Source organism: Halomonas sp. ND22Bw (genome assembly GCF_003011945.1).
GTDB classification, from domain to species: Bacteria; Pseudomonadota; Gammaproteobacteria; order Pseudomonadales; family Halomonadaceae; genus Halomonas; species Halomonas halophila.
In genome coordinates this window covers 1-273 of record NZ_PXWD01000848.1, presented here as the reverse complement: position 1 = coordinate 273, position 273 = coordinate 1, and the positions used below count along the sequence as shown (strand labels likewise).

At 70.0% G+C, this 273-nt stretch carries 1 pseudogene; it reads left to right on the top strand.

Annotated features, from left to right (window positions below):
- Positions 1-273 (top strand): annotated as a pseudogene (locus CVH10_RS20540) (class I SAM-dependent rRNA methyltransferase); the annotation flags it as partial.

The following is a 273-nucleotide window of genomic DNA, read 5'->3' as shown; positions in this document are numbered from 1 at the left end:
CGCCGACGGTCGCGCATGCCGAGCGCGCCGCGCGGGCCTACAAGGACATCAACCGGCTCGGCCTCAAGCTGCTGGCGCCCGGTGGCGTGCTGCTGACCTTCTCGTGCTCGGGCGGCATCAGCGCCGACCTGTTCCACAAGATCGTGGCCTCGGCCGGGCTGGACGCGGGCGTGGACGGCTACATCGCCGAGCGGCTCGGTGCCGCGCCCGACCATCCGATGACCATCGAGTTTCCCGAAGGGGAGTACTTGAAAGGCCTCGTGGTGGTGCGCA